The organism is Myxococcus hansupus (assembly GCF_000280925.3).
In the GTDB taxonomy this organism is placed as follows: Bacteria; Myxococcota; Myxococcia; order Myxococcales; family Myxococcaceae; genus Myxococcus; species Myxococcus hansupus.
On record NZ_CP012109.1, the window covers coordinates 787,385 to 808,846 of the forward strand.

Sequence of the window (21,462 nt, forward strand, 5' to 3'; positions counted from 1 at the left end):
GTCGTTATCCGCCCTTCTTGGCCGCCGGCATGGACTCAATCCACCGCTGGATGAGCGCCCGGCCGTGCTCATCCACCACCCGTGTCCCCAGCGGCGGCATCTGAATGGCGCCGCCCCGTTGGCTCATGCGGTGGAGCACGGAGCTGCGCGCCACGTCACCCGGGGCCACGCGCTGCGAGGTGTCACCGAACAGGCCGGACGTCTGGAAGAACGCCTTCACATCCACCGACGTACGCCACGTGTCCGTGGCCTGCACCGTGCCGAGCTCGGCGGCCTCCAGGCGCACGTGCAGCCCGGAGCTGCTGCCCAGCGCCATGCGGTTGGCGCTGTGGCACGACACGCCGCAGTTCATGTGCAGGTAGCCCAGCGCGGCTTGCTCCACGGGCGTGCCGGGAATCTTCGGGACGTCCTTGGGCGGATGGCTCAGCAGCCCTTCTTCCACCAGCTTGGACAGCGTGAGGCCGCGCGCGCCCTCGTGGGCCAGGGCCACGGCCTCGAAGCCGAGCACCTCGTCCGCGCGCCCGCGGTGGCAGGACTGGCAGTCTACCTGGCTGGGGATTTCGTATTCCTCCGTGCCGGGCACGTTCTTCTCGCCGCCCGTCAATTCGAGCGCGGTCTTCTGGTCCTCGCTCCAGCGGTAGGTGGTGCGCAGCCAGCTTCCGTCGGGGCGCTTCCAGAGGAAGCGCGTCTCGATGCGCCGCCCCTTCCAGCGGAACTCCTTCCAGAGCTTGGTGCCCACGGGAAAGCGCCACTCGTCGGCGTTCGACGTGTCCACCTTCGTGCCCGGGGGCAGGTGGATGAAGCGCACCTTGTCCAACCCGTCGCTCCAGAGCTGGAGGCCGGGCTCGTAGGGGCGTACGTCGGTGGGAATCTTCTTGTCCGCCCAGCCGGTGCCCCCCTCGCCGTAGAGCCCCGTGCAGGCCAGGTGTTGGAGCTCCTGGCACCGGATGCCACCGTTCTCCTCCTTCCACCCACCTTCGGCGGGCGCCCGGGTGCAGCCTCCGGCGGATGCCACGGTGATGCTGAGCAGCAGCGCACTCCAGCGGGGAGCGGACATCGAACCTCCTGACACGGCCTACCCTAACGGTTCAGGGCCGGCGCTTCGTGCGTCTTGCTGACGCACCCCGCGCCACTCATTTGGGAACGGGATACTTGGCCAGCTTGCGTTGCAGGCTCCGCCGCTGGATGCGCAGCAGCCGGGCGGCCTGGGAGATGTTGCCGCCGCAGTCGGCGAGCACGCGTTGGATGTGCTCCCACTCCGCGCGCGCCAGGGAGGGCACTTCGTGGGTGAGCGCGGCCTCCTGGCCCGAGGGCAGGGTGGCGCCCGCGAAGGCGAGCAGGATGTCATCCACGTCCGCGGGCTTGGCCAGGTAGTGCGTGGCGCCGCGCCGCACCGCCTCCACGGCCGTGGCGATGCTGCCGTAGCCCGTCAGCACGACGATGATGGTGTTCGCGTCCAGCGCCTTCAGCTCGCGCACCACTTCCAGGCCGGAGCCATCCGGAAGCCGGAGGTCCACGACGGCGTGACTCGGACGAAAGGCACGGGCGGCCTCGTGTGCTTCCTCCGCGCTGGCGGCGCCCTGGGCATCGAAGCCATGCCGCACGAAGGCACGCACCAGCCGCTCGCGGAAGCGCGCGTCGTCGTCGGTGACGAGCACCCGGAGTGGCGGCGTCTCACCCGGTGGCATCGGCGGTCTCCCGTCGCAGCGGCAACTCCAGCAGCACACGCGTGCCCCGGCCTTCCTCGGAGTCGAGCTCCAGGCGGCCCCCGCACAGCTCGGCGTAGGTCTGCGCGAGGAACAAGCCCAGTCCCATGCCCTGGCCCGCGGGCTTGGTGGTGAAGAAGGGTTCTCCCAGGCGGGGCATCAACGCGTGGGGGATGCCGGTGCCCCGGTCCTCCACGACGAAGCGCAAGCGGTCCGCCTCGTGGTGGGCGGACACGACGACGGGCGTCTGCGTTGCCTCGCTGGCGTGCAGTCCGTTGCGCACGAGGTTCGTCAGCACCTGCACCAATCCGCGCACGGGGCACCAGATGGCGATGTCGGGCCCGGGCTCGAGCCGGAGCCGGGCCTGCTCCGCCGCGCCGAGCTGTTCCCGGAGCCGTTCGAGGATGGCGCCGGGCGTCGTCTTCTCGGGCACCTCGCCCAGCGTCTGGCCCGAGCGGGCGCTCATGCGTTCGAGGATGTCCCGGCAGCGCTCGACCTCGTCCCGGATGAGGCGGGCGTCTTCCAGGGCCTCGTGGGGCGCGTCGAGGATGAGGCTGTCCAGCTCGTTGGCCGCGATGGCGATGGTTCCCAGCGGCGTGCCCAGCTCATGCGCCGCGCCCGCCGCCAGCGTGGACAGCGATGCGAGCTTCTCCGCGCGCGCCGCCAACCGCTGCGTCCGCGCCAACGCGGCTTGCCGGTCGCGCAGCGCGGAGGCCACCCGCGCGACGACGAAGGCGATGATGAGCGCGGTGAGCGTGAAGGCGACCCACATGCCCACGACATGGAGCGACCCCAGGCCGTGGTGGCCCGGCTGATTCACCGTGTCCGGCAGGGGGACATGAAAGGCGAAGAGGCTGGTGGAGCCCATCACGGACATGAGCGCGATGAGCACCGTCCAGCGCGTCCCCAGCACGATGGCGGCCAGCGTCACGTGGACCAAGTACAACATGCCAAAGGGATTGGCCGGCCCACCCGACAGCGCGAGCAAGCCGGTGAGCAGCGCGGTGTCGAACGCGAGCACGGCGCCGAGCACCCCGGGTTGGACGGACGGCGACCGCCGCAGCCAGAGCGCGAGCATCAGGTTGGACACCGCCGTCGTCGCCACCAACGCGAGCAGCGGCGCCACCGGCAGTTCCAGCTCCAGGCCACGGACCGCGACGGCCACCGTTACGGCCTGCCCGGCGACGGCATGCCAGCGCAGGCGGACGAACCAGCCGAGCGCGATGGCGCTGGAGGACAGCCGCGCCACCATGTCGTCGGGCGTGCGGCGGAACGCAGCGGCGGGCTGTCGCGGGGGCGCGGCCAGCGCGTCGCTCAACGGCGCTCCTGCGTGGGTCGGCGCGGGGGACACCGCATCCTCATATCCCGGAGGTGCGGTGGGGGTGTGCGTCAAGTTGACGCATTGGGCTGGGGTGCGAGCGTGCCGCGGAGCCGGGCAATGTCTCGCGCGGGCGGCGCGCCGAACAGGCGGCTGTACTCCCGGTTGAACTGCGAGGGACTTTCGTAGCCCACCGAATGGCCTGCCGATGCCGCATCCAGCGCCTGGCCCAACATGAGCCGCCGGGCCTCCTGGAGCCGGAGCTGCTTCTGATACTGGAGCGGGCTCATGGCGGTGATGCTCTTGAAGTGGTGATGGAGCGCGGACGTGCTCATGTGCGCCTGGCGCGCGAGCTGCTCGATGCGCAACGGCTCCGCGTAGTGGTGCTTGAGCCAGGCGATGGCGCGGTTGATGGAATCGAGCCGGTCTTTCGCCAGGGCGATGTGGCGCAGCCGCGCGCTGTGCTCGCCGGACAGCAGCCGGTAGAGCATCTCGCGGATGAAGAGGGGCGCGAGGATGGGGATGTCGCGAGGCGTCTCCAGCAGCCGGACCAGTCGGGTCGCCGCGTCGAGCAGGGATGGCTCGGCGGGCGTGAGTGACAGGCCGGGACCCGGCGGTGCTCGCCCCTGGGGCTCCAGTCCCGCCTCCAACATCAGGCTTCCAATCTGGCCCGGGTCCAGGTCAACGCGCAGGCACAAGTAGGGCGCCGTGGCCGTGGCTTCAATGACCTGTCCCACGACGGGAAGGTCCACCGACACCACGAGGCATTGGTCCGCCCCGTAAACGAAGACTTCCTCTCCGAGCATCACCTGCTTGCGGCCCTGGGCGACGATGCAGAGGGCAGGTTCGTGCAAGGCATGCACGGGCTCGGAGGGGCAGGCGGCGCGAATCAGGAGCACGCGCGGAATGGCGGTGGCATGAAGACCGTCAGCGGGCGCGTGCCTCTGAATCAACCGGGCCAGCTCGGCGGGCTGCTTCGATGGTGGACGTTCTGTCATCAGGGGGAGAACGTAGGCGAGCAAGCCCTTCCATCCCGAGTTTTTCTGGCGGATGCGCAGGATTGGGCAAGAACCCGGCAGCATCGGAGTACCGCCCCGGCGGGGTGCGCGGCCACATTGCATCCATCCACATCGCAGTCACGGGGCGCATCCACATGTCTGGAATCCAAGGGAAGGTCATTGCCATCACCGGTGCGAGCAGCGGCATTGGCGAAGCCACCGCTCGGCTGCTCGCCAGCAGGGGCGCGCACGTGGTGTTGGGCGCACGCCGCGTGGACCGGCTGGAGTCGCTGACGTCCGCCATCCGCGCCCAGGGGGGCTCGGCGCGCCACCAGGCGCTGGACGTCGGGAAGCGGGAGGACATGGAGGCCTTCATGCGCTTCGCGCGCGAGGAGCACGGCCGCATTGACGTCGTCATCAACAACGCGGGCGTGATGCCCTTGTCGAAGCTGGAGGCGCTCAAGGTCGACGAGTGGGATCGGATGATTGACGTCAACATCCGGGGCGTCCTGCATGGCATCGCCGCGGGGCTGCCCATCATGCAGGCCCAGCGCTCCGGCCAGTTCATCAACGTCTCCTCCATTGGCGGCCACACGGTGGTGCCCACCGCCGCCGTCTATTGCGCGACGAAGTACGCCGTCATCGCCATCTCCGAGGGCTTGCGGCAGGAAGTCGGCGGCGACATTCGGGTGACGGTCATCTCACCCGGCGTGACGACGTCGGAGCTCGCGGAGTCCATCTCCGACGAAGGCGCTCGCGACGCCATGCGGGAGTACCGGCGCATCGCCATTCCACCGGAGGCCATCGCGCGGAGCATCGCCTTCGCCATCGAGCAGCCCGACGACGTGGACGTGAATGAAATCATCGTCCGTCCCACGGCGAGCCCGAACTGAGCGTCAAATGACCCGGGGCGGAGCCGTGTACGGCTCCGTCCCGCTGTGCGTGAAATGCCGTGCCGGCGCGCGTTCCGAGTCTGTGCGCCCACCTTGACTTCGATGCGGAGCCAGGGTTGATATGGGGTCGTTCCGATATTGAGATTGATTCTCAATAGCGCTTTGTTCCGAGGAGAACATGGCGGTTTCGACCCTGCTCATCGTACTGGGCATCGCCGTGCTCCTGCGGGTGACGGCCCGCGCTCCTGAAAGCGTGCTCACGCGTCACCGCACGTGGGCGCGGGTGGCAGGGGCCGCGGCGTGTCTGGTGGGCGTGGCCGTGGGGATGAAGGCCCAGGGCCTGGGCGTCGGCCTGACGACGGCCACGGTGGTGGCGATGCTGGCCACGCCGCTGCTCGCGTTGTGTGGGCCGCTGTGGCCGCGCGTCACGCGGTGGGTAGTGCCGGTGAGCGCGCTGGGCGTCGTGGTGGCCTGCGTGGGGGCGCTCTGATGGCGCAGAAGCACGAACACGGCGCCGCGCGGATTGGCGCGGCGGTGACGGCGGCGCCCGCGGCCGCGGTGCTGGCGACGTTGGCGCTGATGGCGGTGCTGCCCGCGGCCCGGGACGCGCGTTACCTGCTGGCGCAGCTCCTCGCGCTGCCTGCGATGGTCGCCGCCACCTGCTTCGCGCTGCTGGCCCGGAGTGGCACGCGGGCGTGGGTGGGCTCGGCGCTGGTGGCCGCCGTGTCGGCCGCCATCCTGGTGCTCTCGTGAAGCTGTCACCGCGTTCGTACACCATCCTCTGGGACGCTCACGCCTGGGCGGGTGTCCTGTCCTCGTTGATTCTCTTCGTGCTGTTCTTCCTGGGGTCCTTCGCGCTCTTCGCGGAGGAGCTGGCGCCCTGGCAGGAGCCCACGTTCCGCGCGCCGGGCGTGGTGACGGAGGCGGAGGCGGTTCGCATCGCGCAGCGGCTCGCGGAGCAGGAGACGGCCGCGCGGCCGGTGTGGTTCGGCATCTCCCTGCCCACCGCCGAGGAGCCGTGGATGAAGCTGTGGCGCATGACGCCGGAGGGCGCCATCCACTCCACGTGGAGGGACCCGGTGTCGGGGCGCGAGATTGGCGAGCGCAGTGATTTGGGCGAGTTCCTCAACGCCATGCACTTCCTGGAGCCAGTGCCCTTCGGCAAGCACCTGGCGGGCATCGCGTCGGTCGTGCTGCTGCTGCTCGTCGTCACCGGCGTGCTCATTCAGTTGGGGCGGCTGGTGCGGGAGTTCGTGCAGTTCCGGCCGGACGGTTCCCGGCGCGTCTTCTGGTCGGACGCGCACAAGGCGGTGAGCGTGGTCAGCTCGCCCTTCCTGTTCGTCTTCGCCATCACGGGGGGCATCCTCTGTCTGGCGGACTGGTACGCGCCCGGGGTGCAGGCCGCCGCGTTGGATGGCGACCCGAAGGCGCTGGAGGCGGTCGTGGACTGGCCCACGCCGCAACCCGCGTCGGGGCAGCCCGGTGGCGCGCCCGACCTCGCCCACGCGCTGGCGTTGGCCAAGGCGCGCTTCCCGCAGTCGGAGCACAGTTGGTTCTTCTTCGACCACCTGGGGGACGCGAACGGCACCGTCCATCTTCCGGGAGAAATCGAGGGCTCGCTGCATGCCTTCACGCACCTGCGGGTGTCGCGCGAGGGGGCGGTCCTCTGGGAGCGCGAGACGGGCGGAGGCACGCTCTACACGCAGGTGATGGACCCGCTGTACGGGCTGCACTTCGCGACGTGGGCCAGCCTCCCCGCGAAGGTCGTCTACGCGCTGCTCTCCTGGCTGATGGCGTTCGGCATCCTGTCCGGCAACCTGCTCTGGCTGGAGCGGCGGCGCCTGCAGGGCAAGAGCCGCTTCGACACGGTGCTCGCGCGGCTGACGGCGGGCGTCTGTGCCGGGCTGCCGCTGGCGGTGGCGGGACTCTTCCTGGCCAACCAGTTCCTGCCCGCGGAGCTCGCGGACAGGCCTCGCTGGGAGCACACCGTCTTCTTCGTCGTCTGGGCCGTGGGGGTGGGAAGCGCGCTGTTGGACGGCGCACCCGCGGCGGCCTCGCGGCGCCTGCTCATCCTGGCGAGCGCGGGGCTCTTCGCCGTGCCGCTCATCGACGCGGCGCGGATGCAGCGGCTGCCCTTCGCCTCGGGCTCCGGTTTCGTCCTCGGGGCCGAGCTGGGAATCCTCGCGCTCGCGGTGCTGCTCGCCGGCGCCGCCCGCGCCATTCCCCGACTTCAGCAGAAGGCCCCCGCGACGATGCCCGCCGCGGTGGCGACCTGAGTTCACGCTTCACTTCACCTTGGAGAACCCCATGCGCAAGCGCAGCCGTCTGGCGACTGCATCCACCACGTCCCTCATGTTCCTCGCCGCCTCGCTGACGGCGTGTGGCTCGTCCGACCCGGACCCCACGCCGACGCCGGACGAGACGCAGACGGGGCCCATGTACAGCCTGGCGACGTCCGTCTTCGGCGAGTCCGGGTCGGCCACCTACGTGAGTGTGTTCAACTCGCTGGACGTGCGCAGCCTCGACCTGGAGCAGGCGAGCGAGCACTCCGGCTTCGCGACGATTGGCGCGGTGGACGGGAAGCTCTTCGTCGGCGCGGGCGAGGCGCCCGAGCTCACCCGCTACACGGTGTTCGACAGCGGCCGCTTCCAGGAGGCGGGGAAGATCAGCTTCGCCAGCTACGGCCTGGCGACGGCGCCGCTGTACCACAACCACTTCGTGGACGGGACGTCGGCGTACATGCAGTTGGAGGAGTCGCGGCGCATCGTCTGGAACCCCGAGGCGATGACCATCTCCGGCCCCGTCGCGTCGCCGGGACTGGCGGCGGAGCGTGACGGCCTGGTGGTGAAGGCCAGCTTCGACCGCGGCGTGGCGGCGCGGGATGGCTTCTCGTTCCAGCCCTTCTACTGGACGGACGGCAGCTACTACCGCTTCCTGCCCAGCTCGCAGATCGCCGTCTACTCCCACGCGGATGACAGCCTGGTGGAGCTGCTCGAGGCGCCGTGCCCCGGCCTGGACGTGGCCACGAAGGACGAGGCGGGGAACATCTACTTCAGCAACTGGGTGTTCAGCGCGGGCGCGCCCGTGGTGGACGACACGGCGCCGGAGACCTGCGCGGTGCGCATCCGGGCGGGGCAGCGCGCCATCGATGCGGACTGGACGCGCTCGCTGGCGTCCATGGTGGGCGGGCGCCAGACGGCCGCGTTCCGCTACCTGAGCAACAACGTGGGCGTGGTGGCGGCCTTCCACGACGACAGCCCGACGCTGAGCTCCTCGCCGACGGCGGCCGACGTCACCAACGGCACGCACTGGAAGCTGTGGCAGGTCAACCTGGAGACGGGCGAGGGCGCGCCCATCGAGGGCCTGGACTGGATTGCCGGTGGCTACTACGCCTTCACCATCGAGGGCCGGACCTTCCTGCTGCTGCCCACGGCGGACTACGCGTCGACGGCCGTGTGGGAGCTGAACGGCAACGGCGCCGCGGTGAAGCGCTTCGACACGCTGGGCTGGGCCTATCAGTTCGTGAAGGTGCGCTGAGTTCCCGCCGCACCTGGAGCCGCCCGCGCATGCTGGCGCGGGCGGCGCCGGGCGGCCTCAGTACTCCACGGTGGCCTTGAGCCACCCCGAGCGGCCCGGCCGCTGCACCCCGAAGAAGTCGAACAGCCGCGCGTTGGTGACGTTGTCGAGCTCGGTGCTGAGGCCCAGGGAGAAGCCCTGGAGCCGGACCCGGTAGCCCACGCCCGCCGCCTGCGCGAACTGGTTGTCGATGGTCTCCTTGGTTCCCACCGCGCCCAGGCCTCCCCAGTTGCGGAAGAAGCCGTGGACGTAGCGCGCGGTCCAGAAGGGCGACAGCTCGTCCTCCGCCGTGGCCACGCCCCGCAGCGACAGGCGCGCCGTGGCGTTGAGGAAGAACCAGGGCCGGTTGGGCAGCCGCTGGTTTTCGAACGCGCCGAAGGTCCCCTGGCCGGACGTGTTGCGGATGTCCTGGAACGTGGCGTTCGCGTCCAGGTGGAACCAGCCCGCAGGTGAGCTCCAGCCCGCCGCGCCCTCGATGCCCAGCGCCCGCGCGCCGTACACGTTCTGGTACCTCCAGTCGCGGTCTCTTCCGGAGAGCAGGATGAGGTCCTGCGCGAGCCGGGCGAAGCCGGTCAGCTCGCCCCGGAACACGCCGAGCCCCGTGCGCAGCGGCGCCGTGGCGAGGCCCGCGTTCACGTTGTGGCTGGTCTCCGGCGCCAGGTCGAGGTTCTCCCGGACGAGGACGCCGTTGCCGAACAGCTCGTCCATCCGAGGCAGCCGCGTGGCGCGCTCGTAGCTGACTTTCAGGTAGACGGGCTCGGCCACGCGCAGCCGCAGGGCCGCGCCGCCGCCCAACTGGTTCAGGGTGCGGTCCTTGCTCTGCCACTGCCGGGTGGGCAGCAGTTGCTGCGCCCGGGCCGCGTAGAGGTAGTCCTTGGCGAAGACAATCAGCTCCACCGCGTCGTTGAAGGCGTTGAGCTGGTACTCCAGTCCGGTGACGGCGGTGAGGATGTTCCGGTCCGCGGAGAGCGGGTCCACGTCACTGGGGCTGGCGAGCCGCCGCTGCTCACCGGTGCGCCGCGTGAGCGTGGGCGCGATGGCGAGCCGGAGCGTCTGGGCCGGGCTCAGGGCCCAGCTCGCGTTGGCGCGGCCATAGAAGGACTGTTGCCAGAGCGTCTGGTCGGTGGCGTCGCCGCCCAGCTCGCCCGGCTGCGTGCGCTCCCGCACCCGGTTGCCGAACCAGTCGTAGACCCACTGGGATGTGTCCTGGAAGTCGGTGGCCTGCCACGCGTAGCCCGCCAGCGCGTCCACGCGCACCGTGTCGCCAAGGGCCTTCTCGTAGAGGAGCTGGGTGCCGAGCGCGGTGGCGCCATAGCGCGCTTCTCCGAACGGGCCGCCGCTCATCACCAGGTTGTGCTGCAAGTCCTTGTCGTAGCCGGAGCCGAAGGCGCGCAGGGTGACGCGGTCCGCCCAGCCGAGCTGCTCGAAGCCCGCCTCGAGCCCGCCGCCCAGCGCCTGGTAGCCATCATGGAAGCGGCTGACGGTGGCGGGGCGAATCTGCCCGGTGTCATCGGCGGTCTGCACGTCCACGCGGTAGTCGTTCCGGGTGGTGTCCGCGAAGAGGTGGGCCCGGGCGAAGAAGCCGCCCGACGAAGGCCGGTAGCTGCCACCCAGCGTCAGCCGGTACGTCCCGAAGGCGCCGCCCTGGAGCGACGCGGCGCCATGGACGCCGTCCTGGATGGGCGCGGAGGTGAGATTCACCGCGCCGCCCAGCGCGTCCGCGCCGAAGCGCGCGGGCACCACGCCCCGGTAGATTTGAATCGAGTCGACCAGGTTCACCGGCACGTTGGCGAAGCCGAACGGGTAGCCGGAGAGGTCGAGCGGCACGCCGTCCAGGAAGAAGCGAATCTGGTCGTCGGTGAGGCCGTTGAGCGAGAAGCGGATGGTGCTGCCCAGACCGCCGCTGCGGCGCACCTCCACGCCCTCCTGGGCCGCCAGCACCTGCCCCATGTCCGCCGAGCGGGCGCGGGCGCGCGTGGTGCTGACGACGCGCACGGCCTCCGCCGACTGCCGCATCCGCTCCGCCTCCGAGCGGCCGGACACCGTGGTCTCCATCGTCTTCGTGTCAGGAGGGGCCGACTCCGCCGGGGCTGCTTCCTCCGGAGGCGGTTCGGCGACGGGCTCGGGCTCCGGGGGGGCCTCGTCCGCGCCCAGCCGGAAGGCGTGGAGCAGCTCAATCTGGCAGGCGACCGCTTCTCCGCCGACGCGGGCGGGCTCGAAGCGGAAGTCGAACGCGGCGGTGCGAATCGCCGCGTCGAAGGCCTCGCCCGCCGACTGGACGACGTCCGCCTCCGTCACCACGCCGTGCTCGTCGATGGTCAGCCGCAGCACCACGTCCGCTTCACGCCCCGCGGCCAGCTCCACCTCCGGATAGGGCACGGTGACGCTGTCGATGCGACTGGGCGGCTGGACCTGCGCGGGCGCGGTTTCAGAAGGAGGGGGCGGCGCCGCGGATGCCGGCTCCGCGGGGGCCGCCGAGAGCAGCAGGGCGAACGAGGTGAATGCCGAGAACATCCGCAATCCAGTTTTTGGTTTTGCTTCGCAGTCTCAACTGTGGCGCGGGCCGTATATCGAGGATTGCGAAGGGCGGGTCAAGGCAGGGGCCCGTGCCTGCACGGCGCGTCATGCACGGAGAGTGGGTCTGGATTGACAGCGTGTCTCATGATTCGTTAATCGAGTAAAAGCTGTATCTTGAGAAAGACTCGGTATCGGAGACTGCGGTCATGAAGCTGGGATTCCAGAAGCTGTTCCGCGCCGCGGTGTGGTGGGTGGCGGTGGCTGTCGCGCTGCCCGCGAGCGCGCCGGCCCAGCCGCTGACGGGCGTCTACCGCGGTGAAATCTACAACGTGCCCCACCTCGTCAACGCGTACTCCGCGTGGCTCGGGCACGACGTGCCCATGGGGCAGGGGCACCAGCCGAAGGACTCCTGGGCCAACATCGAGAACCCGTCCTGGCAGCTCAACGCCTGGGGCACGTGGGTGAAGGCGAAGGCGGGCCGCCGGCTCAACTACTCCGTGTCCATGTTCCCCTCCGGGCAGGGCTCGCTGTCGCAGTGCGCGACGGGGGCCTACGACTTCCGGTTCCGGAACCTGGCCAACAACCTGGCCAACGCGGGGCTTCAGCGCAGCATCATCCGCCCGGGCTGGGAGTTCAGCGGGAGCTGGATGCCCTGGTACTCCGGCAACGGCCAGCAGGCGAACTTCGCCGCGTGCTTCCGCCGCATCGTGACGGCCATGCGCACCGCGCAGCCCAACGCGGGCTTCGAGTTCGACTGGAACCCGAACTACGACATCTCCGCCAGCGACCTGGCGGCGACGTACCCGGGTGACGCGTACGTCGACTACATCGGCTTCGACCTCTACGACCAGGGGTGGAACGGCCGCTATCCCATCCCTTCCGGGTGCACGGGGACGTGTCAGCAGAACCGGTGGCAGCAGAACTGGGACATCCAGTTCGCGCCGGCGCTGGCGAAGTTCCGCAACTTCGCGGCGCCCCGTGGCAAGCGGCTGTCCGTGCCGGAGTGGGGTGTGAATGACGCGGCCACCATGGGCGGCGGCGACAACACCTACTTCGTGCAGCAGATGCTGTCGTTCATCTTCGATCCGGCCAACAACGTCGGCTACCACTCCTACTTCGACTACCAGGCGCCGGACGGGCTGCACCAGTTGTCCAACGTGGACAACGCCGGGGGCCACACGTTCCAGACGCAGTTCCCGAACGCGGCCGCGCTGTTCAGGAACTTCTACGCCAACCTCCCGACGGCGGGCACGCTCAGCACCTCCAGGGCCACGGTGACGCCGTCCACGGTGACGCGGGGGCAGGGCTTCCAGGTCTCCGGTTCAGTGACGTCGCCCACGGCGCAGACGCTAATCGTGAAGTACGAGATTCGCACCGCGGCTTCGCCCTTCACGCTGGTGGCCGAGCAGTTCTTCAGCCAGGCCTTCACCGCGGGCCAGACGCGCACCTTCACGCCGGCGCTGGTGATTCCCACCTCGCGCCCGGCCGGGACGTACCGCGTGGACACGCTCGTCTACACGTCCAACTGGTCTCAGACGCTGCTGTACCGCAACGACACCACCTTCACCGCGAACTGAGTGACGCGCGGCGCGGCCCTTCTTCACGTGGGAGGGCCGCGTCCGCTTCAGTGCCGTACCCGGCGGGCTGCCTCATCGAACGGGGGTGAGGCAGCCTGAACCTTCCGGGACGCTCAGGCCCGTTCCACGCGGATGCGCGCGGGCAGGCCGTTGATGCTGACTTCCTCTTCCTGGCCGGTGAGGCCCTCGGGGCCCACGAGGATGCTGGAGGCCAGCGTCTCCCGGGCAATCAGCTCCCGCGCCTCGTCCGTGACGCGCTTCACCCGCGCGTCGCCGTCCACCCAGACCTGGATGCGGTCGGTGTAGCCCAGCTCCATGTCCTTGCGCGCGCCCTGCACGCGGGCGAGCAACTCGCGCACCAGGCCCTCGTCCACCAGCGACTCGGTCAGCTCGGTGTGGAGCACCACCACGCCCACGCCCATGCCCGCGGCGGCGTAGCCGGGGTTGGCCTCCACCAGCGTCTCCAGCTCCTCGCCGGTGAACACCAGGTCCTCGCCCGCCACCGTCAGGGCCACGCGGCCCGTCTGGAGCAGCTCGCGGTGCAGCGCCGCGCCGTCCCCGGTGTCGAACGCCTTGCGCACCGGCGCCAGCTTGGGCCCCAGCCGCCCGCCCACCGCGCGCAGGTTGGGGCGCACGCGGAAGCGCACCACGTTGGCCTCGTCGCTGCCCGGCTCCACGAAGCGCACCTCGTGGACGTTGAGCTCGTCGGCAATCAGGTCGCGGTACACCGCCACGCGCTCCGTCAGCTCCTTGCGCGCGAGGATGACGTCCGCGCGCGCCAGCGGCTGGCGCACCTTGAGCCGGTTGTCCGTGCGCACCTTGAGGCCCAGGGACACCAAATCCCGCACCGCGCCCATCTCCGCCGCGAGCCCCTCGTCGATGAGGGCCGCGTTCACCGTGGGGAAGCCCGCCAGGTGCACGCTCTCCGGCTGCGTGGTGGGCCAGGGCTTGCGCACCAGGTTGCCCCACATGTCGTCGGTGAAGAAGGGGATGAAGGGCGCCGCCAGCGCGGTGATGGTGGTGAGGGCCTCGTAGAGCGTGAAGTACGCGTCCTGCTTGTCCTGCTCGAAGCCGGGCGCCCAGAAGCGCGAGCGGCTGCGGCGCAGGTACCAGTTGGACAGCGCGTCCACGAGCGCGACCATGCGCTGGGCCGCGTCGTACACCTGGTAGGTCTCCAGCGCGCGGGTGACGTCGCGCAGGGTGAGGTGGACCTCGGAGAGAATCCACCGGTCCAGCACCGGCCGCGCCTTCACCTCGCGCCAGCCCTGGCTGCGGCGGACGGCCTCCCACGGCGCGTCGGTGGCGTCGGCGTTGCCCGCGGCGGGGTTGAAGCCGTCGATGTTCGCGTAGATGGTGAAGAACGAATAGACGTTGCGCAGCTTGACCTGGAAGTCCTTCTGCAACAGCCGCACGTTGCCCAGCGAGTGGCGCGTGTTCGACCAGGTGGGGCTCGCCGCGTAGAAAAACCAGCGGAACGCGTCCGCGCCCGGAGCCTTGGCGGCCGGGTCCTTCACCACCACGCGCTCGGAAGGCGCCAGCCGGGGGACCTCCACCGGCATGACGTTGGCGCCGCGCGCGGAGGGGGCCACGCCCAGCGTCTGGAGCTCGGCGGGGGCCAGCAGCACCACGCGGCGCTTGAGCTTCTTGTGGACCTTCACCGTGGCGGTGACGGAGACCTCCGGCCGGTCCGGGCGGAAGAGCTGCACCTTGGCGCCCTCCTGGATGTCCAGGCCCTCCAGGTCCTCCCGCGCGATGAGCGCCACGCCGGGCTCACCGGGCACGCCGGCCTCCGCGGCCGTGAGGACGGCGAAGTCCATGCGCACCTCGTCCAGGATGATTTCCGGCGGGGTGTAGTTGCCCTTGGACTTGGACTCCTTGCGGCCCTCCTTGTCGGAGACGTGGCCCAGCACGATGCAGCTCTTGTACGGCCGAGGCCAGTTCCGCTGCGGCGTCAGGCCGATGCGCGCCTGCGTCTCCTCGTCGAAGAGGAGCGTGCTCACCATCAGCAGCGAGTAGAACCAGCCGCGCGTCTGGTCGATGGCCTCGGAGATGAAGTCCGCGGGGAAGGCGCGGTTGAAAATCTCCTGCGAGCCCGGCGCGTGTGGGAAGCCCCACTGCGCGAAGGGCATGCAGCCGGAGTCGAACCACACGTCCACGACTTCGGGCACGCGCTGGAAGCGGCCGGAGCTGCCGGGCTTCTCGAAGGTGATTTTGTCGACCCACGGCTTGTGGACGATGAGGTGCTGGGCGTTGGCCTCGTGCGGCTTGCCGGCGAGGAAGGCGTTCAGCTCCGCCTCGACCTCGGCCACGTTGTTGCCCGGCTTCTCGCGCAGCGCCTGGAGCGAGGGCACGGCTTCGACCTCGCCCGTCTCCGAGTGAATCCACAGCGGCAGCGGCGTGCCCCAGTAGCGTTCGCGCGACAGGGCCCAGTCCACGTTGTTGGCCAGGAAGTCGCCGAAGCGACCTTCCTTGATGTGCTCGGGCACCCAGTTGACGGCGCGGTTGTTGGCGATGGCCTGGTCCTTCACCGACGTGGTGCGGATGTACCAGGCGGGCCGCGCGAACTGGATGAGCGGGTCGTCATCCGCGCGCCAGCAGAACGGGTACTCGTGCTTGTACTGCTCGGTGAAGAGAACCAGCCCGCGCTCCTTGAGGTGGCGCTGGATGTCCTTGTCCGCTTCCTTCACGAAGCGGCCCGCGACCAGCGGCACCTCCTCGGAGAAGGTGCCGTCCGGCTTCACCGCGCAGAACAGCTCCAGGGCTTCGGGCTGCGCGAAGCGGGCCTTGTCCTTGCGGAAGGCCTCGTAGTCGTCCTCGCCGAAGGCCGGGGCGATGTGGACGATGCCCGTGCCGCTGTCGAGCGTGACGAAGTCCGCGCCCAGCACGCGCCACGCCTGCGCGTCCTCGCCGCCGTCCTTCAGGGGCAGCCGCGTCTCACCCGCGCGCTGGTGGTAGAGGTCGAAGGGCGGCTGGTAGCGCTGGCCCACCAGGTCGCTGCCCTTCTGGGTGGAGAGCACCGGCAGCTCCACCTTGAGCTTCTTGGCCAGCGCCTCGCGCAGCGCCGCGGCGACGATGAGCTTGCGCTCGCCCGCGTCCACGGTGACGTAGTCCACGCCCGGGTTGACGGCCGCGTACATGTTGGACGGCAGCGTCCAGGGCGTGGTCGTCCACACGACGAGCGCGGTGTCCGGCGTGTCGCGCAGCGGGAAGGCGACGTAGACGCTCGGGTCGTCCACCGTCTTGTAGCCCAGGCCCACCTCGGCGGCGCTCAGCGCGGTGCCACCCTGCGGCCACCACCACACCACCTTGTGGCCCTGGTACAGCAGGCCCTTGCGGTGCAGCTCCGACAGGGCCCACCACACGCTCTCCACGAAGGGGCGGTGGTAGGTGACGTAGGCCTGATTCAGGTCCACCCAGAAGCCGATGCGCTCGGTGAGCCGCTCCCACTCGGAGGTGTAGCGAAAGACGGATTCGATGCAGCGCTCGGTGAAGGGCTCCACGCCGTAGCGTTCAATCTCCGCCTTGCCGTGGATGCGCAGCTCCTTCTCGACCTCCACCTCCACGGGCAGGCCATGGGTGTCCCAGCCAGCCTTGCGGGGGACGTAGTGGCCCGTCATCGTCTTGTAACGGGGGAACAGGTCCTTGATGACGCGCGTGAGGACGTGGCCGTTGTGGGGCAGGCCGTTGGCGGTCGGCGGGCCCTCGTAGAAGACGAAGCTGGGAGCACCCTCACGCGCTTCGAGCGAGCGCTCGAAGATGCGGCGGTCCTTCCAGAAGGCCTGGACGCGGCGCTCCTCGGAGGGAAAGTCCATCTCCGCGGGCACCGCATCGAACAGGGAGGGGGGCGTTTCAGGCATGGTGCGGTGCTTGATAGCACCGCACGCGGTCAATGGATGCCCCGTCCTGTGGACTCAGAACGGGCAGATGGGCTGGCTTCCGCCGCACGCGAAGCGGCCAATGAAGTAGCCCCATTCGGCGCTGTAGTGGGCATACGCCTGGGGCTGGCCGGGGCCGCAGTCCACGTACGGGTGCGGGACCTGACAGTGAAGCTCCGGGTCGAACGGGGGCTTGATGCTGAGGGCCGGGGACTCCTCCGCGGACTTCTCCATGTCGGACGCCTCGTCCGCCGGGCCACCACAACCCGCCGTCAGCACGGCGGCAAGGCACATCAGGGCTGCACGATTCAGGGGCATGGGTCTCTCCTGTGTTCGGCGTTGGTCGCCGGCCTCGGACATTAGGCCGGGAACTTCAGTTTTTCAGAGTGTGCGTATTGACGCTGATGTGCGCATCTATCTAGTTTCTCGCTCCCTGAGAATTCCCTACACCCCTGGAGTGAGCGCCATGAAGAGGGCTTTGTTGTGTGTGCTGATGGCTGTCGTGGTGGGTTGTTCCAACGCGCGGACGGAGCAGGCGGTGGACGCGGAGGGCTTCAAGCTCCTCCAGCACGACGCGACGACGTTGGAGGCCACGTACGGTTCGGGAGGCGCGTCCGTGCGGCTCCTGGTGGTGGAGACGCAGGCGGATGTCGTCGAGGTGACGTACGACTTTGGTGACCCCGTGGTCGGCTTCCACATCGACTACCGCCAGGGTGTGGGGCAGTTCATCCCGTCGGGCAGCCCGCTCGACGCCGCGCAGGCGCAGTTGCTCGCGCCGCTGCTGGAGGGGCTGGCCCAGGTCATCCCCGACGAGGGCCGCACGCGCGTGGAGACCGCCGCCGAGCGCCAGACGAGCTTCATGCAGATTGTCCCGGTGGGCGAGGTGCTCACCTCCTACGAGTACGTGTCCGAGCGCGGCTGGGTGCACATCTCCTGCTCCTGCAGCCGGCAGCACATCGGCTCGGGCCAGTACCGCACGGCGGGCATGGGCTGTGGCTGCACGGGCGGGTCGGGCAATGGCTGCAAGGGTCGCTGTGGCCAGGGGTGCGGTGGCACCAGCCTGCCGCGCTGCGTGGGCACCACGGCCTATACGCAGGACTGCGCCAAGCACGACTACGGCCTGGGCAGCTTCGCGGCGGCCTCGGATGACTACACGTTCGCGCGCAACAACTGCGGCTGCACGGGCTCGTGCTACTGATGTGGCGTCGGCTGTCACACGGGGCCCTGGCGCTCGTCGCCGGGGCGGTGCTGGGGTGCAGCAGCGCCGCCGGGCCCTGTCCGGACGGTGCTCGGCTCACGGGCCGCGCGCCGCCGGACGGTGTCCTTCAGTGGTGCGCGCGTGCCGACGGCCAGAAGCACGGCCGTTGGGCGGAGTGGCATGCCACCGGGAAGCTGAAGGCGGAAGGCTCCTACGCCGACGGGAAGATGGAGGGCCGCTGGGTCCACTACTTCGAGGACGGCGTGAAGCAGTTCGAGGGTGACTATCGCGGCGGGCTCAAGCAGGGCCTGTGGACCCTCTATTACGAAGAGGGGCAGAAGAACCGCGAGGAGGTCCATCCCCCCGGCGGTGGCGAGGTGCGGTGGACCGCCTGGCGTTCGGACGGCTCGAAGTGGGCGGAGGGCTCGATTCTGGGCCACCGCGCGCAGGGGACCTATTCGGAATGGCATGCCGGCGGCGCGTTGGCCGCGCAGGGCCAGTACGAGAAGGGTGAGAAGACAGGTGCCTGGAAGTACTGGGACGTCGAGGGGCAGTCCACGGACGTTCCGCAGGGTGACTTCACGAGCGAGTGAGTCCTGCGCCGCCGCCATCCTGTTCGGGGTGGCGGCGGCTGCTTGTGGCCCTGCGTTCGAGCCCGCTGCTCCATCCGCCGTGTCGCGGCGGGCCGTGGTGGGGGGCGCGCCCGAGCCGGGCTTTCCCTCCGTGGCCGCCATCGTCCCCGTGTCGCCTTTCTGCGGCGAAGCGGAGGCGGCGGCACCCGTCCTCTGCACGGGGACGTTGGTGTCACCCCGGGTGGTGCTGACGGCGGCGCATTGCGTGGAGAACGCCGATGCGCCGCAGGTGTTCTCGGTGGTGTTCGCGGAGGAGACGGCGCGCGCGTCCGCGGCGCAGCGCATCCGCGTGGCGGAGGGTCGGCCACATCCCGCGTGGCGGCCGGGCGTGAATGACATCGGGGTGTTGCTGCTCGCCGAGGACGCTCCGGTGACGCCGCTCGCGCTGGAGCTTGGGGCCTTGTCCTCGGACAGCGTGGGGCGGATGGCCCGCGTGGTGGGCTTCGGCTCGGATGCGCAAGGCGCCATGGGGCGCCGTCTGGGGGGCTTGTCTCGAATCACCTCGGTCAACGCGGACACGTTCTCCATCGAAGCTGCGCCCGCGATGTCGTGTGGCGGGGACAGCGGCGGACCGGTGTTCGTCTCGCAAGACGGAGTCGAGCAGCTCGCGGGCATCACGTCGTTTGGAGACCTCCTCTGCACGACGGGCACGAACACGCGTGTGGACGTGCACGCGGCCTTCGTCCAGGCGGCCATCGAGGATGCCGCGCGGCGGCCGCCGGCCCGGGCGCCGATGGACCCGAGGGTGGATGCGTGCGCGCAGCGGTGTGTCACGCACGCGGACTGTCCCCTGGGCATGGCGTGTGTTGCCCAGTCGGAGGACATCCGGAGTTGCGCGGTAGCGGGGCTCGAGGCGGGCCGCTTCGGGGATGTGTGCACCGGTGAGCAGGAGGGGCATCCGTGCGTGAAGGCCGCGGACACCTGTCGGCTGTGGCTGCCGTGCGCGGAGACGCCACCGGCCGCGGGGGGCTGTGCGGTGGTGGATGGGGCGCCGGGGCTCTTCGCGTGGGTGTTCGTGCTGCTCGCGCGCCGGCGAGTCGGCGCTGAGCGCTCGCGTCGCGTCTGACTTCCGGAGCGCGGCGCACGTTCAAGGCGCCGAATGGGAACGCGCCTGCCGGGATGCGGGGCGAGCGTCCGGCGCGCCCAGGAGACCTGCCGACCCACCCCCTGGTGCATTGTTTAACTGGGTGGTTTAATATGGGGTGGAGGTCCTCATGGTCAGCCCCACGATTCAGCAGCGCTCCGAGCAGCTCGACGCGGTCTTCCACGCGCTCTCCGACCCGACGCGGCGGGAGATGCTGCGCAGCCTCTCCGCGGGTTCACGGAGCATTGGCGAACTGGCGGCCCCCTTCAGCATGTCGTTCGCGGGAGCGTCCAAGCACGTCAAGGCGCTGGAGCGCGCGGGGCTCGTTCACAGGACGGTGGAGGGGCGCACGCACCGGTGCAGCCTCGCGCCCGAGCCCCTGGCGAGCGCGCTCGACTGGCTGCGCTTCTACGAGCGTTTCTGGAACGACCGTCTCGATGCGTTGGAGCAAGCGCTCCGCAAACCGGAGCGTGGCAGCTCCAGGAAGGGAGAACGTCATGAGTGAGGTCCGCATGCGGCCCGCCGTCCACATCATCACGCTGGGCGTGGATGACTTGAAGCGCGCGCTCGCCTTCTACCGGGAGGGCTTGGGGTGGACCGCGCCCGAGCTGGGAGAAGGGGAGGACCATGTGGCGCTCCCGCTCCAGGGCAACCTGTCGCTGGTGTTGTTCCCTCGCGGAGCGCTGGCGAAGGCGGGACGTCAGCCGGTGTCCACGAAGGGCCCACCGGCCGTCGTCCTGTCGCATGCGACGCCCACCCGCGAGGAGGTGGACGCCATCCTCCGGCGAGCGCAGGCGGCGGGCGGCACCGTGCCCGTTCCCGCCAGCGAGCAGCCCTGGGGCTACTTCGGCTACTTCGCGGACCTGGATGGGCACCTTTGGGAGGTGCTCTGTCATCCAGAACTCGCCGCCGGCGCGTAGCCGTGCGGTGGACCTCGTTCCGGGTTGCTCGTGCGCTCGCGTTGCGTCATCCCCCCTTGGGCCGCGTGCCCCACAGGCGCTTCAACAGGTGACGTGGCCAGAAGAACAGGGCCATTCCGGTCAGGACGAGGAAGAGGATGACGAAGGGCAGCAGCAGCACGCCACCCATGAAGCCGGCCGCCATTCCGCCCAGGCCCCACAGCAGGCCGTGGGGAAAGCCGAGGACGGCGCCAATGAGGGTGCCGACCACCGCGCCCGCGAGGATGCAGGGCTCGATGAGGTTCACGCTTCGCTCCCGCGTGGATGCACGTCACGGGCTCGAGTGGGAGCGCGCATGAGCAAGTCGCGACGCAAGGTGGTCTTCATCACGGGCGCATCCTCTGGAATCGGTCAGGCGTGCGCGGAGCTCCTGGGCGCGAGCGGACACACCGTCCATGGTACCAGCCGTCACCCTCGGGCGAATGGTGCGCACCACCGGATGACCGTGCTGGACGTCACGGACGAGGCGTCCGTGCAACGCGCCGTGGCATCGGTGCTCGCGGCCGAGGGCCGGCTCGATGTGGTGGTGAACTGCGCGGGATTCGTGTTGGCGGGCGCCGTGGAGGACGTGTCCGTCGAAGAGGCCCAGCGGCAGATGGACACCAACTTCTTCGGGGTGTTGCGCGTGTGTCGGGCGGTGCTGCCCGCGATGCGCGCGCAGCGCTCCGGCCTCATCGTCAACATCAGCTCGATGGGTGGGGCCGCGGGGCTTCCCTTTCAAGGCCTCTACAGCGCCAGCAAGTTCGCGTTGGAGGGCATGACGGAGAGTCTCCGGCAGGAGGTGGCCGCCTTCGGCATCGAGGCCACGCTGCTGCAGCCCGGAGACGTCCGCACCAACGTGCGCCAGTACCGGGAGCGCGCCCGGCAGTCCGGCCCCGGGTCCGCGTACAAGGAGGCCTTCGAGCGCGTCATGAACGTGGTGGAGTCCGGGGAAGGCGCGGGCATCGCTCCCGAGCAGGTCGCACGGAAGGTCCTGTCCCTGGTGGAGCGCGAGCGCGTGGACGTGCGCTACTCGGTGGGGCACCTGGCGCAGCGCGCCGCCCTGGTGTCGAAACGCCTGCTGCCCGCGCGTACCTTCGAGCACATCGTGATGGCGCTTCACGGGCTGTCGCGGCGTTGAGCGACGCCG

At 69.9% G+C, this 21,462-nt stretch carries 20 protein-coding genes; 12 read left to right on the top strand and 8 right to left on the bottom strand.

Annotation, left to right across the window (positions count from 1 at the left end; genetic code table 11):
- Positions 1–4 precede the first annotated feature (4 nt).
- The 4 genes from A176_RS03265 to A176_RS03280 form a co-directional block, all read right to left on the bottom strand.
- On the bottom strand, positions 5–1,057 hold the full coding sequence (locus A176_RS03265) for a hypothetical protein (RefSeq protein WP_002636797.1): 1,053 nt from the start codon (positions 1,055–1,057) through the stop codon (positions 5–7).
- 76 nt (positions 1,058–1,133) lie between these two features.
- Positions 1,134–1,688, bottom strand: a complete 555-nt coding sequence (locus A176_RS03270; protein WP_002636796.1) for a response regulator transcription factor — start codon at positions 1,686–1,688, stop codon at positions 1,134–1,136.
- Positions 1,675–3,024, bottom strand: coding sequence for an ATP-binding protein (locus A176_RS03275; RefSeq protein WP_021781139.1), 1,350 nt, complete (start codon positions 3,022–3,024; stop codon positions 1,675–1,677). The genes A176_RS03270 and A176_RS03275 overlap by 14 nt, the downstream gene beginning before the upstream one ends.
- 71 nt (positions 3,025–3,095) lie before the next feature.
- Positions 3,096–4,046, bottom strand: a complete 951-nt coding sequence (locus A176_RS03280; RefSeq protein ID WP_226994173.1) for an AraC family transcriptional regulator — start codon at positions 4,044–4,046, stop codon at positions 3,096–3,098.
- 131 nt (positions 4,047–4,177) lie between these two features.
- On the opposite strand from A176_RS03280, the gene A176_RS03285 reads away from it, so the two are divergent.
- The 5 genes from A176_RS03285 to A176_RS03305 all read left to right on the top strand — a co-directional run bounded on the left by A176_RS03285 (position 4,178) and on the right by A176_RS03305 (position 8,452).
- On the top strand, positions 4,178–4,915 hold the full coding sequence (locus A176_RS03285; RefSeq protein WP_044889818.1) for an SDR family oxidoreductase: 738 nt from the start codon (positions 4,178–4,180) through the stop codon (positions 4,913–4,915).
- 178 nt (positions 4,916–5,093) lie between these two features.
- Positions 5,094–5,405 carry a hypothetical protein gene (locus A176_RS03290; protein ID WP_002636792.1) on the top strand — a complete coding sequence of 104 codons (312 nt, stop codon included), beginning with the start codon at positions 5,094–5,096 and terminating at the stop codon, positions 5,403–5,405.
- Positions 5,405–5,668 carry a hypothetical protein gene (locus tag A176_RS03295; protein WP_002636791.1) on the top strand — a complete coding sequence of 88 codons (264 nt, stop codon included), beginning with the start codon at positions 5,405–5,407 and terminating at the stop codon, positions 5,666–5,668. The genes A176_RS03290 and A176_RS03295 overlap by 1 nt, the downstream gene beginning before the upstream one ends.
- Positions 5,665–7,191, top strand: a complete 1,527-nt coding sequence (locus A176_RS03300) for a PepSY-associated TM helix domain-containing protein (RefSeq protein WP_002636790.1) — start codon at positions 5,665–5,667, stop codon at positions 7,189–7,191. The genes A176_RS03295 and A176_RS03300 overlap by 4 nt, the downstream gene beginning before the upstream one ends.
- 31 nt (positions 7,192–7,222) lie before the next feature.
- Positions 7,223–8,452 (top strand): hypothetical protein, encoded by a 1,230-nt coding sequence (locus A176_RS03305; RefSeq protein ID WP_002636789.1) that lies wholly within the window; start codon positions 7,223–7,225, stop codon positions 8,450–8,452.
- A gap of 57 nt (positions 8,453–8,509) precedes the next feature.
- On the opposite strand, the gene mxcH is transcribed toward A176_RS03305, so the two are convergent.
- Positions 8,510–11,005: a TonB-dependent siderophore myxochelin receptor MxcH gene (gene mxcH, locus A176_RS03310; protein WP_002636788.1), complete on the bottom strand. Its 2,496-nt coding sequence runs from the start codon at positions 11,003–11,005 to the stop codon at positions 8,510–8,512.
- 209 nt (positions 11,006–11,214) lie between these two features.
- Here mxcH and A176_RS03315 point away from each other — a divergent pair, with 209 nt between their 5' ends.
- A complete protein-coding gene (locus A176_RS03315) occupies positions 11,215–12,585 on the top strand; it encodes a glycoside hydrolase family 26 protein (RefSeq protein ID WP_002636786.1) in 1,371 nt (456 codons plus the stop codon).
- Positions 12,586–12,698: 113 nt separating this feature from the next.
- On the opposite strand, the gene ileS is transcribed toward A176_RS03315, so the two are convergent.
- Entirely contained in the window at positions 12,699–16,442 is a 3,744-nt protein-coding gene (gene ileS / locus A176_RS03320) for an isoleucine--tRNA ligase (RefSeq protein ID WP_002636785.1), read from the bottom strand.
- Between the two features lie 54 nt (positions 16,443–16,496).
- The gene (locus A176_RS03325; protein WP_002636784.1) at positions 16,497–16,778 is read right to left on the bottom strand and encodes a hypothetical protein; all 282 of its coding nucleotides are present in this window, start codon (positions 16,776–16,778) and stop codon (positions 16,497–16,499) included.
- Between the two features lie 148 nt (positions 16,779–16,926).
- Between A176_RS03325 and A176_RS03330 the strand changes: the two genes are divergently transcribed.
- From A176_RS03330 to A176_RS03350, 5 genes are all read left to right on the top strand, one after another.
- Positions 16,927–17,658: a suppressor of fused domain protein gene (locus A176_RS03330; protein WP_002636783.1), complete on the top strand. Its 732-nt coding sequence runs from the start codon at positions 16,927–16,929 to the stop codon at positions 17,656–17,658.
- Entirely contained in the window at positions 17,658–18,251 is a 594-nt protein-coding gene (locus A176_RS39595; RefSeq protein WP_002636782.1) for a toxin-antitoxin system YwqK family antitoxin, read from the top strand. Before A176_RS03330 ends, A176_RS39595 begins: the two co-directional genes overlap by 1 nt.
- The gene (locus A176_RS03340) at positions 18,232–19,356 is read left to right on the top strand and encodes a S1 family peptidase (protein ID WP_044889735.1); all 1,125 of its coding nucleotides are present in this window, start codon (positions 18,232–18,234) and stop codon (positions 19,354–19,356) included. The genes A176_RS39595 and A176_RS03340 overlap by 20 nt, the downstream gene beginning before the upstream one ends.
- Positions 19,357–19,504: 148 nt before the next feature.
- Positions 19,505–19,879, top strand: a complete 375-nt coding sequence (locus A176_RS03345) for an ArsR/SmtB family transcription factor (protein WP_002636780.1) — start codon at positions 19,505–19,507, stop codon at positions 19,877–19,879.
- Complete coding sequence (locus A176_RS03350) at positions 19,872–20,294, top strand: VOC family protein (RefSeq protein WP_002636779.1); 423 nt, start codon at positions 19,872–19,874, stop codon at positions 20,292–20,294. The genes A176_RS03345 and A176_RS03350 overlap by 8 nt, the downstream gene beginning before the upstream one ends.
- Before the next feature lie 46 nt (positions 20,295–20,340).
- On the opposite strand, the gene A176_RS03355 is transcribed toward A176_RS03350, so the two are convergent.
- A complete protein-coding gene (locus tag A176_RS03355) occupies positions 20,341–20,580 on the bottom strand; it encodes a hypothetical protein (RefSeq protein WP_002636778.1) in 240 nt (79 codons plus the stop codon).
- Between the two features lie 48 nt (positions 20,581–20,628).
- Here A176_RS03355 and A176_RS03360 point away from each other — a divergent pair, with 48 nt between their 5' ends.
- On the top strand, positions 20,629–21,453 hold the full coding sequence (locus A176_RS03360; protein ID WP_002636777.1) for an SDR family oxidoreductase: 825 nt from the start codon (positions 20,629–20,631) through the stop codon (positions 21,451–21,453).
- The last annotated feature ends 9 nt before the right edge of the window (positions 21,454–21,462 follow it).

Excerpts from the sequence above, each read along its gene's own strand:
- A176_RS03265 (WP_002636797.1), bottom strand. The coding sequence starts at position 1,057 with ATGTCCGCTCCCCGCTGGAGTGCGCTGCTGCTCAGCATCACCGTGGCA.
- A176_RS03270 (WP_002636796.1), bottom strand. The coding sequence starts at position 1,688 with ATGCCACCGGGTGAGACGCCGCCACTCCGGGTGCTCGTCACCGACGAC.
- A176_RS03285 (WP_044889818.1), top strand. The coding sequence starts at position 4,178 with ATGTCTGGAATCCAAGGGAAGGTCATTGCCATCACCGGTGCGAGCAGC.
- A176_RS03290 (WP_002636792.1), top strand. The coding sequence starts at position 5,094 with ATGGCGGTTTCGACCCTGCTCATCGTACTGGGCATCGCCGTGCTCCTG.
- A176_RS03295 (WP_002636791.1), top strand. The coding sequence starts at position 5,405 with ATGGCGCAGAAGCACGAACACGGCGCCGCGCGGATTGGCGCGGCGGTG.
- A176_RS03305 (WP_002636789.1), top strand. The coding sequence starts at position 7,223 with ATGCGCAAGCGCAGCCGTCTGGCGACTGCATCCACCACGTCCCTCATG.
- mxcH (WP_002636788.1), bottom strand. The coding sequence starts at position 11,005 with ATGTTCTCGGCATTCACCTCGTTCGCCCTGCTGCTCTCGGCGGCCCCC.
- A176_RS03315 (WP_002636786.1), top strand. The coding sequence starts at position 11,215 with ATGAAGCTGGGATTCCAGAAGCTGTTCCGCGCCGCGGTGTGGTGGGTG.
- ileS (WP_002636785.1), bottom strand. The coding sequence starts at position 16,442 with ATGCCTGAAACGCCCCCCTCCCTGTTCGATGCGGTGCCCGCGGAGATG.
- A176_RS03325 (WP_002636784.1), bottom strand. The coding sequence starts at position 16,778 with ATGCCCCTGAATCGTGCAGCCCTGATGTGCCTTGCCGCCGTGCTGACG.
- A176_RS03330 (WP_002636783.1), top strand. The coding sequence starts at position 16,927 with ATGAAGAGGGCTTTGTTGTGTGTGCTGATGGCTGTCGTGGTGGGTTGT.
- A176_RS39595 (WP_002636782.1), top strand. The coding sequence starts at position 17,658 with ATGTGGCGTCGGCTGTCACACGGGGCCCTGGCGCTCGTCGCCGGGGCG.
- A176_RS03345 (WP_002636780.1), top strand. The coding sequence starts at position 19,505 with ATGGTCAGCCCCACGATTCAGCAGCGCTCCGAGCAGCTCGACGCGGTC.
- A176_RS03350 (WP_002636779.1), top strand. The coding sequence starts at position 19,872 with ATGAGTGAGGTCCGCATGCGGCCCGCCGTCCACATCATCACGCTGGGC.
- A176_RS03360 (WP_002636777.1), top strand. The coding sequence starts at position 20,629 with ATGAGCAAGTCGCGACGCAAGGTGGTCTTCATCACGGGCGCATCCTCT.